Origin of the sequence: Massilia sp. (assembly GCF_046293535.1) — a bacterium.
Classification (GTDB): domain Bacteria; phylum Pseudomonadota; class Gammaproteobacteria; order Burkholderiales; family Burkholderiaceae_D; genus Telluria.
In genome coordinates this window covers 1-9,804 of the sequence record NZ_JBKBOV010000072.1, presented here as the reverse complement: position 1 = coordinate 9,804, position 9,804 = coordinate 1, and the positions used below count along the sequence as shown (strand labels likewise).

The 9,804-nt window shown below is 70.0% G+C and carries 8 protein-coding genes and 1 pseudogene; 3 read left to right on the top strand and 6 right to left on the bottom strand.

The window, feature by feature from the left end:
- A partial coding sequence (locus tag ACK4S9_RS22710; protein WP_409730141.1) for a response regulator occupies positions 1-861 on the top strand: 861 nt, incomplete at its 5' end.
- A gap of 1 nt (position 862) precedes the next feature.
- Positions 863-3,022 carry a putative bifunctional diguanylate cyclase/phosphodiesterase gene (locus ACK4S9_RS22705; protein WP_409730139.1) on the top strand — a complete coding sequence of 720 codons (2,160 nt, stop codon included), beginning with the start codon at positions 863-865 and terminating at the stop codon, positions 3,020-3,022.
- A gap of 142 nt (positions 3,023-3,164) precedes the next feature.
- Here ACK4S9_RS22705 and ACK4S9_RS22700 read toward each other — a convergent pair whose 3' ends face one another.
- Positions 3,165-5,585 carry a penicillin acylase family protein gene (locus tag ACK4S9_RS22700; protein ID WP_409730137.1) on the bottom strand — a complete coding sequence of 807 codons (2,421 nt, stop codon included), beginning with the start codon at positions 5,583-5,585 and terminating at the stop codon, positions 3,165-3,167.
- A gap of 175 nt (positions 5,586-5,760) precedes the next feature.
- On the opposite strand from ACK4S9_RS22700, the gene ACK4S9_RS22695 reads away from it, so the two are divergent.
- Positions 5,761-6,045 (top strand): hypothetical protein, encoded by a 285-nt coding sequence (locus tag ACK4S9_RS22695; RefSeq protein ID WP_409730135.1) that lies wholly within the window; start codon positions 5,761-5,763, stop codon positions 6,043-6,045.
- Here ACK4S9_RS22695 and ACK4S9_RS22690 read toward each other — a convergent pair.
- From ACK4S9_RS22690 to ACK4S9_RS22670, 5 genes and pseudogenes are all read right to left on the bottom strand, one after another.
- On the bottom strand, positions 5,945-6,847 hold the full coding sequence (locus ACK4S9_RS22690) for a DUF2334 domain-containing protein (protein ID WP_409730133.1): 903 nt from the start codon (positions 6,845-6,847) through the stop codon (positions 5,945-5,947). The two genes, ACK4S9_RS22695 and ACK4S9_RS22690, sit on opposite strands and share 101 nt — an antisense overlap.
- The gene (locus ACK4S9_RS22685; RefSeq protein ID WP_409730131.1) at positions 6,834-7,967 is read right to left on the bottom strand and encodes a glycosyltransferase; all 1,134 of its coding nucleotides are present in this window, start codon (positions 7,965-7,967) and stop codon (positions 6,834-6,836) included. Before ACK4S9_RS22685 ends, ACK4S9_RS22690 begins: the two co-directional genes overlap by 14 nt.
- 124 nt (positions 7,968-8,091) lie before the next feature.
- Positions 8,092-8,682, bottom strand: a complete 591-nt coding sequence (recR, locus tag ACK4S9_RS22680; protein WP_409730129.1) for a recombination mediator RecR — start codon at positions 8,680-8,682, stop codon at positions 8,092-8,094.
- 21 nt (positions 8,683-8,703) lie between these two features.
- Entirely contained in the window at positions 8,704-9,030 is a 327-nt protein-coding gene (locus tag ACK4S9_RS22675; protein ID WP_281913752.1) for a YbaB/EbfC family nucleoid-associated protein, read from the bottom strand.
- A gap of 51 nt (positions 9,031-9,081) precedes the next feature.
- Positions 9,082-9,804: pseudogene (locus tag ACK4S9_RS22670) on the bottom strand (DNA polymerase III subunit gamma/tau); the annotation flags it as partial.

The window sequence follows — 9,804 nt, the reverse complement described above, 5'->3', positions numbered from 1 at the left end:
GGTCGTGGAAGCGCCGCGCCCGCGCCGGCCGCGCCGCGCCCGGCTGCGCGCGCGCGCATGCGCCGGGTCCTGCTGGCCGAGGACAATCCGGTCAACGTCGAAGTCGCGAAGGCGATGCTGGAAAGCCTGGGCATCGAAGCCCATTGCGCGCGCAACGGCCAGGAAGCGCTGCAGGCGGTGCGCACCGGCAGCTTCGACGCGGTGCTGATGGATTGCCAGATGCCGGTGATGGACGGTTTCGCGGCCACCGCCGCGATCCGCCGCCATGAGCGCGAAGCGGGCCGCGCGCGCACCCTGCCGGTGATCGCCATTACCGCCAACGCGCTGCAGGGCGACCGCGAGGCCTGCCTGGCCGCCGGCATGGACGACTACCTCTCGAAACCCTTCACCCAGCAGCAGCTGGCGGCGGTGATCGGGCGCTGGATCGCGGTGCCCCTGGCCGCCACCAGCCACCACCTGGACGCGCCGCCCCGGCTGCCGCAGGAAGTGGTCGAGGTGATCCAGCGCGAGGCGGTCAACCGGGTCGCGCTCGACAACATCCGGGCGCTCAGCCGCGAGGGCGGCGATGCGCTGGTTCAGAAGGTGGTCCAGGCCTACGTGGGCGACACTCCGCGCCACCTGGCGACGCTGCGCGAGGCGGTGGAAGGCATGGATGCCGGCAGCGTGCGCCGCGTCGCCCACAGCCTGAAATCGGCCAGCGCCAACATCGGCGCCGCGCGCCTGGCGACGCTATGCAAGGAACTCGAACAGCTCGGGCGCGCCGACACGGTCATTGGTGCCGACCGCATCCTCACCGACATGGAACACGAATTCCAGACCGTGCGCCATTCGCTCCACGCCATGCTTGAAAAGGAAACCTGACATGCCCTCCCCTCCACCGAAGCGCGGAACGGTCCTGGTCGCCGACGACGACCCTGTCATGCGCATGCTGATGCTCGAGATGCTGGCCCAGGTCGGGCTGGACGCGATCGAGGCGGCCGACGGCGCGGCAGCGGTCGAACTGGCGCGCTCGCGCGCGCCCGACCTGATCCTGATGGACGTCGAGATGCCGCGCATGGACGGCTTCGCAGCCTGCGAAGCGATCCGTGCTTCGGAAGCCGACGGAACCAGCGTGCCGATCGTGATGGTAACGGGCGGCGACGACCTGGAGGCGGTCACGCGGGCCTACGAGGCCGGCGCCACCGACTTCGTGTCCAAGCCGATCAACTGGCCGATCCTCGGCCACCGCGTGCTCTACGTGCTGCGCGCCAGCGACGCCATCGCGCGCCTGCGCATCGCCGACGCCCAGAACCGCGCGGTGCTGGCCGCCATTCCGGACACCTTCTTCCGCCTCGACCGCGACGGCTTCTACCTCGACTACGAGCCGGGCCATGAACGTCCCGGCCGGGGCCGGCCGAACCGCAGGCACGCCGCCTCCCAGCCCTGCATCGGCAAGCACATCACGGACGTGCTGCCGCCCGCGACCGCCGCGCGCATGCTGGAACAGATGCGCACCGTGCTGGCCAGCCAGCAGGTGCGCTCGGTCGAGTACGAGCTGGAGACGTGCGGCGAGGTCCAGCACTTCGAGGCGCGCCTGGTCGCCACCGGCGACTCGCAGGTGCTCGGCCTGGTGCGGGACATCAGCGAACGCAAGCGCGCCGAAGAGCAGATCCGGCGCCTCGCCTACTGCGACAGCCTGACCGGCATCCCGAACCGCCAAGCCTTCCTGGAGACCCTGGAGCGCGAACTGCAGCGCTCGAAGGTCGGCAACAAGAAGTTCGCGGTGCTGTTCATGGACCTCGACGCCTTCAAGCGCATCAACGACACGCTCGGCCACAACGCCGGCGACCAGCTGCTGAAAATGGTGTCCGAGCGCCTGCGCGAGACCACCCGGCCGAGCGACCTGGTGTCGCGCGGGGACGGCTCGAACGGCGGGTCGGACACCGAGAAGGCCGACCACACCACCAACCTGGCGCGCCTGGGCGGCGACGAGTTCACCATCCTGATCCCGGACCTGGAGCGGGTCGAGCATGCGCTGAACGTCGCTACCCGCGTGAAGGAGGCGATGCGGCGGCCCTTTCTCATCGAGGGCAACGAGATCTTCGTGACCGCCAGCATCGGCATCTCGCTGTTCCCGGAAGACGGCGACGATTGCGGCTCGCTGCTCAAGTTCGCCGACACCGCGATGTACCACGCCAAGAACTGCGGGAAGAACAATGCGAAGCTGTACAGCTCTTCGCTGACCATGCAGATCATGAGCCACGTGAAGCTCGAGGTCGGCCTGCGCAAGGCCTTGCAGAACGACGAGCTGTATCTGGTGTACCAGCCGCAGCGCGACGTGCGCACTTCCGAAATCGTCGGGGTCGAGGCGCTGGTGCGCTGGCGCCATCCGGAGCGCGGGCTGGTGCCGCCGACCGAGTTCATCCCCCTGGCCGAAGAGACCGGCCTGATCGTGCCGATCGGCGAATGGGTGCTGCGCACCGCCTGCCGCCAGGCCAGGTCCTGGCAGCGCCAGGCCCAGCGCATGATCCGCATGGCGGTCAACCTCTCGGCCAAGCAGTTCAAGGACGAGAACCTGTCGCAGATGGTGCACTCGGCCCTGCTCGATGCCGGCCTGGAGCCGCGCCTGCTCGAGCTCGAGCTCACCGAGGGCACGCTGATGGACGACGCGCGCGCCACCCTGGTCACGCTGGAACGGCTGCGCGGCATCGGGGTGTACCTGTCGATCGACGACTTCGGCACCGGCTACTCGTCGATGAACTATCTGAAGCGTTTCGACGTGCGCGCACTGAAGATCGACCGCAGCTTCATCAACGGCCTGCCGCAGGATTCGGAAAACGCCGCCATCACCCGCGCCATCATCGCCATGGCGCACGGACTCAAGATGGTGGTGGTGGCCGAGGGGGTCGAGACCGGGGAACAGTTGCTGCTGCTCGAGCAATATGGCTGCGACATGGTGCAGGGATACTACCTGGGGCATCCGTCGAGCGCGGAGACGATCACCGGGATGCTGCAGGCGCCGCTGCTATTGCCTGCGAAATAAGCGATGGCGCCGTTGTAGGGTGGGCGGGGGAAAACAGTCCAGTGGACTGTTTTCCCGCCCACGCGTTCAACCAGCAGCGAGATCATCTTCCACGGCTGTTCACGCCCAAACTATCACCGCGTGGGCGGGGAACCCGCCCACCCTACGGACCCCGGTCATTCATATACGGCACGAAGCGGAGCGTATGCTTGGCCGGCCCCGGCAACAAGGGCACGGGCTTGGCTTGCACCCACTCCTCGTGCCCCGCCAGGAAGAACGGCGACAGCGGATGCCCGCTCTGCCCGCCCGGCATGTTGTACAACCCCTCCTCTTCGCGTCCCGGCGACACCGTCAGGCGCTCGGACTGCCCGAACTTCGGCCCCGCCACCCGCGGCATGTTGGAATCCCCGGCCAGCTGGTCGGCCGGCGCTCCCAGCAGCGGCGCCAGGGCCGGCACCGCCATGCCGATCGGATGCGCGATCGCCGCGGTATTGCGCCGGCCCCAGGTCGCCTGGTCCAGCGCCTGGCCATCTTTCGTCAGGTCCTGGATCACGCGGTCGATCGCGGCCAGCTCCACCGCGCGCCAGTCCGCGTAGCCCGGTGGCAGCCAGCCGGCCGGGCGGGTGTCCAGCAGGCGCTCGATCACCTCCGGCCAGCGGCTGGTGGCGCTGGCCAGCGTCGCTTTCGGATCGAGCGCGGCCAGTTCCTTGTTGGCGCGGCCGAACAGCAATTCGTTGAAGGCCCACATGGTGTTGCGCGCCAGCCGGTAGCCGACCGAGCCGACGCTGGCATGGCCGTCCCAGCTGCTCTCGAGCAGGCGGCGGAACTCGGCGCGCTGCGGCTGGTCCTTCAGTGCCTGCGGGTCGAGCGCGCCGAGTGCGCGCTCGCGCCAGCGTCCGATGAAGATGGCGCGGTCGTCGAGCGCCGCACCCCAGGCCTGGCGTACGTCGAGCTTGGGGCCGAGTGCGCGCAGGCCGTCCGCCAGCTGGCGGTTGCGGGCGCCGATGTCGAAACCGCCGTCGCCGATCAGGTCGGCGCCCTCACCCATCAGCTGGCGGCTGTTGGCGGTGGTGATCTGGCCGCCGGCCGGATTGAGCACGCGCGGATAGCGCCCCGGCGCCAGCGTCGCGCTCCAGGTGGGCACGCCGTTCTCCAGCGGGAAGCTGCTTGCGAACGCCGGCGCCGCGCGCCGCGGCAGCAGCCCGGCGATGGTCCAGCCGATGTTGCCGGCCGCGTCGCCCGCCACGAAGTTCTGGGCCGGAATGCCGTTGATGGCGGCGATCCCCAGCGCCTCCTCCACGCTGGCCGCCGTTTCCAGCTTCAGGTGATTCAGGTTGATCGCGTCCGGATGGTGCGCGATCCAGTGCACCGCGTACTGGCGGCCGCCGGCTTCGCGGATCGGGCCCAGCGACGTCTCACGCACCACGAAGCGCTCGGCTGGGGCGCCCTTCACGGCGATCGACTCCACGTGGCTGGCCGGGGTCTCCCAGCCGCGAGGGGTGCGCACCTGGCCCGGGCGCCCGGCATCCAGGTCGAGCGGCACCAGGTCGACCAGGTCGGCATAGCTGTTGGTGAAGGCCCAGGCCACCTGCCCGTTGCTGCCGACGATGATGCTCGGCGGCGCGCCCGGCAGGCTGACCCCGGCCAGGCGCCGCTGCCCGCCCTTCGGGTCGGGGAAGCGCAGCGCCAGGCGGTACCAGATGTTCGGCAGCTGCAGGCCGAGGTGCATGTCGTCGGCGACGATGGCCGCGCCGCTGGCGCTACGGCTGCCGGCCAGCGCGTAGTTGTTGCTGCCGACCGAATCAAGGATGGCGGCGCCCGCCAGCCGCACGGGCCGCTCCTGCGCAGCGCCCCACCAGGCCGGGGCCTTCGCGGGCAGCGGCGCCTGGGCTGGCGGCGTCACGCCGGCGCCGGCGTCCAGCGTCGCATCCCAGCTGCTCGCTTCCGGCAGCAGGAAGGCCAGTTGCGCCGGGTCGCTGTTGGCGCGCAGCCAGCCGCGCGCCAGCTCGCGCGGCTCCTGGTTGCCCTGCAGGTCGATGTACATCGCCCAGATGACCAGCAGCGAATCGGCGGCGCTCCACGGGCGCGCATGGGCCGAAGTCAGGAGGTATTCGAAGGGTGCGGCGCGCAGCGCCTGCAAGCCGTCGTTGACGCCGGCCACATAGCGCTCCAGCAGCGCGCGCTCCGCTGCCGGCAGGCGCGCCAATGCCAACTGCGCGCGCGCGCGGAAGCGGTGCAGGCGGCGCGAGCGGTCGAGCGGCAGTGCGCGCGGGCCGAACAGCTCGGCCAGCTCGCCGGCGGCGGTACGGCGCAGCAGGTCCATCTGGAAGAAACGCTCCTGCGCGTGGACGAAGCCGGTCGCATAGGCCACGTCGGCACGGCTGGCGCCGCTGATGAGGGGGACGCCGGCGGCGTCGCGCGCCACCGTCACCGCGGCGCGCATGCCGGGCGCCCGGCGCTCGCCATCGAGCTGCGCCAGGCTGGCGCGCAGGTACAGCCAGCCGGCGGCGAGCGCCAGCAGGACGAGCGCCGCCAATCCGGCCACCCCGCGCAGGGTCCAGGTCTTCCATCGGCGCTGTCGCATGCTGTGTTTCCCCTCTGTTTTTGGGGCGTATCTTGCCAGAAAACAGGTGTTCCCGGCGAACCGGATTTGTTCCATGCATGCGGGGTGTCGCACGATTGATTTACGCACGACGTATCCCCAAGTGCAGTTCTATACTGGAACCGAACCGCCAGGACGGCGGGCGAAGGAGTCGATCATGCAAATGGCAAAGTACGCGGTACTGGCAATGACCCTGGGGCTGGCTGCCTGCTCCACGCCGCAGCAGCGCGCCGAGCGCATGCAGGCGGAAATGGCCGAGCTGATGACCATCTACGGTCCAGCCTGCTCACGCCTCGGCTACGCACAGAACAGCGACCAGTGGCGCGATTGCGTGCTGCAGCTCAGCACGCGCGAGGAACTGCGCCAGGTTGGTCCCTCGTACTATGGCGGCTGGGGTGCGCGTCACTGGCGCGGTGGAGGCTATTGGGGGCCGTACTGGTAAGCCTGTGCGCGAACGCGGCCTTGGTCATGGCCGTGTGCGTCGCGAGCAGCCGCTCGAGCGTGGCCTGCGCATGGCGCAGCAGCCGCGGATGGCGCACGTCCGGCGGATGCAGGCTCAGCCGGATGAGCGGACGACGCGCCAGCGCCAGCATCAGGGCGTCCGCCAGCAGCGGCGAGGCCAGCCGGCCGCTCCGGTTGCGCGCCGCATAGACCAGCGAAGGCGACAGTACCGCCCCGCCATCCCTTGCCGGACCCGTGGATCCGGCGCCGAGCAGGTGAAAGCGCAGGAAGCTCGTGGTGTAGTCGAAATCGAAGGCGCGCAGCGCCTGCCAGGCGCCCTCGCCCATCAGCCAGGCCGGCGGCACGAAGCCGTGCACCGGCCAGCCGCGCTCGGCAAACCAGTCGAGCCCGCGCTGGATGCGGCGCGCCGCCTCGTCGGCCGGCAGGGCCGCGAACTCGCCTTCGTGGCTATAGCTGCCGCGCAAGAAACGCTCGCTCAGGCCGGGACCGCGCGCCGCGGTATCGAGATGGGTGTAGCCGTGCAGCGCCAGTTCGTCGCCCTGCGCCAGGGCCTGCCGGAGCCCTGCTTCCATCCGGGCCGGATCGCCGCCGGCGCGTTGGTAGGCTGGCACCACCAGCCAGGTCAGGGGCAGCGGCGCCACCTCGCGCATGGCCTGGGCGAGGCGGCTGCATTCATCCCAGGTCGCGGGGGCGACGTCGTGGATCGAGACGCACAGGGCCGGCCGCTGCGCTGCGCCCGCTGAATCGCCGCCCGGCTGCCAGTCCATGTCAGTCGGGGGCAAAGACCCGCTCGAGCGCGCGCAAGGCGCCCGGGCGCGCCGCCAGCAGGCTGCCGTAGCGGTGCATCAGCTGCGGGAAGACCTGGTTCCAGTCGTAATGCTCGTGCGCCTTGCGCCGCGCATTGGTGGCCATGCGCACCAGGTCGCGCCCGTAGATGGCGTCGATGGCGGCGGCCAGGCTGCCGGCATCGTTCGGGCGCGCCAGGATGCCGGTCTGCTCGTCCACCAGTTCGGCCACGCCGCCGCCGCTCGTTCCCACCACCGGCAGGCCGCAGGCCATCGCCTCGAGCACGATCAGGCCGAAGGTTTCGCAGTCGCCGGGATGCACCAGCACGTCGCAGCTGGCCAGCAGGCCTGCCAGGGCGCACTGGTCGCGCTGGAAGGGCAGGAAGCTCAGCTGCGCATGGCGCGGCACCGGCGCCCCGCCCCCGACCAGCAGCAGGTGGTAGGGCTTGCCGAGCCTGCGCACGGCCTCAACCAGATAGCCCAGCTTCTTGTCCGCCGTGAAGCGGCCGGCATAGACCAGCAGGCGCGTGTCTTCCGGCAAGCCCAGCTCGGCCCGCAGGCTGCCGCGCCTGCGGCGCGGGTGGAAGATGTCGCTGTCGATGCCGAGCGGCTGGTGCAGCGCGTGCGTGACCCCCATGTCGGCCAGTTGGTGCACCATCAGCCGGCTCGGCGCCAGCACCGTATCGAACTCGCCGTACAGGTGGGCGAGGTACTTGCAAGTGCCATGGGAAATGGTTTCACCAAAGCGGTTCTGGACCAGGCGCGGCAGGTCGGAATGGTAGAAGGCGATCGCCGGGATGCCGAGCTGCTGGCGCAGGCGCAATGCCGCCCAGGCACTGTGGCCGGCATCGCCCGCCTCGATCAGGTCGGGCCGGACGGCACGCAGGCGCCGCACCGCCGCCGCCACCGAGACCGGCATGCGGTAGCCGTGGATGCCGGGCAGCGCGACCGCCGGCACCCGCACCAGGCTGGGCGCTTCGCCGTCGCCGACGTTGGGGCTGAAGATGGTGTGCCGTGCCCAGCCGTAGCGCGCGAGCCAACGCGACTTGGCGTTCAGGTAGGTGCTGACGCCGCCGCCCTCGGCAGCATAGAACATCGTGATGTCAACGAGATGCATGGGGGGTCCGCTGAAAAGTCCAACATAGCAGCGGCCCGCCGTCGAAGCTTGCGCGCACGCACAGGCGTAGGCCGAACTAATGTTCGGCCGTCCGCTACCGGTCGTCTTTCGTCTTTACGGAGAATTATGCGTCGCGCCGATCGAGCATGGCGCGCGCTATCGTGCCGGCATCGACATACTCGAGTTCGCCGCCGACGGGCACGCCGCGCGCCAGCCGGCTGACCTTCAGCCCGCGCGCCTTGAGCATCTCGCTGATGTAGTGGGCGGTTGCTTCGCCCTCGTTGGTGAAATTGGTTGCGAGCACCACTTCGTCGACCACGCCGTCGGCGGCGCGTCCGACCAGCTTGTCGAGGTGCAGGTCGCGCGGGCCGATGCCGTCCAGCGGCGAGAGCCGCCCCATCAGCACGAAGTACAGGCCCTTGTAGGTCATGGTCTGCTCGATCATCATCTGGTCGGCAGGGGTTTCGACCACGCACAGCAGCGCGCGCTCGCGCGCTTCGTCGGCGCACAGCTCGCACACCTCGGTGTCGGCGAAGGTATTGCACATGGCGCAGTGATGGACCGTGTCCACCGCCTGGTATAGCGCGCGCGACAGCATGGCCGCGCCTTCGCGGTCATGCTGCAGCAGGTGGAAAGCCATGCGTTGCGCCGACTTCGGACCAATGCCGGGCAGGCGCCGCAGCGCCTCGGTCAGGAAGTCGAGCGACTTGGACATGGGAGCCTTGTTCGGATGAGCTTAGAACGGCATCTTGAAGCCGGGCGGCAGCGGCATGCCGGCGGTCAGGCCGCTCATCTTCTCGGCGGCGGTGGCTTCGGCCTTGCGCACGGCATCGTTGAACGCGGCCGCGACCAGGTCTTCCAGCATGTCGCGGTCGTCGCCCAGCAGCGAGGGGTCGATGGTGACGCGCTTGACGTCGTTCTTGCAGGTCATCACGACCTTGACCAGGCCGGCGCCCGACTGGCCCTCGACTTCGATCTGAGCCAGCTGCTCCTGCGCCTTCTTCATGTTGTCCTGCATGGCCTGCGCCTGTTTCATCAGGCCTGCGAGCTGGTTTTTCATCATGGTCGGTTTCTCCAAAAAGTGCCTAGTGGGTGATTCAATGGATTCGAGGGATCAAGCGGCCGCGGCCGGCTTTACCGAGCCGGGCACGACGAAGGCGCCGAAGGTCCGCTCCATCGCCTGCACGAAGGGATCGGCGGCGACCAGGGCTTCGGCCTGGCGCTGGCGCTCTTCGCGCGCCGCCTTGGCCTCGGCCGCGGCGGTGTACCAGGTCGGGCCGATCTCGGTATCGAGGCTGACGCGCACCGAGGGGAAGTGCTCCTGCAGCGCGGCCGTCAGCTTCTCGCTGTTGCCGCTGGCGCGCAGGGTGTCGACCGGCACGCGCAGGCGGAAGGTAGCGGCCTGTTCGTGGGCCACGCATTCGATCAGTTCGGTCTGCAGGGCCAACTGCTGGGCCACGCCGCGCAGCGGCAGGCTGGCGGCCAGGGCCGGCCAGTTGCCGTCCCAGCCGATCGCCGTGACCGGCGTGACGACGTAGGGATGCGGCGGCGCGGCCGGGGCGCGCATCTGTGCCGGGGCCGGAGCCGTTACGACTGCCGGGGCATCGGCGGCGACCGCCGTGTCGTCGGAAAATTCGGTGACCCAGGAAGGCGGCTCGTCATCGGCCGGCGCCTGCTGCATGCGCGCTTGCGGCTGCTGTGCCTGCATTTGCATTTGCGGCGCCTGGGCGGTTTGCGGCTGGGATGGCTCCCAAGGCGGCGTGGCGCCCGGCGCCGGACGGCCGGCCGGGGCGGCGCCCATGGCGGCCGAGGGCCCCGGGGCCGGCGGTGGCGGCGC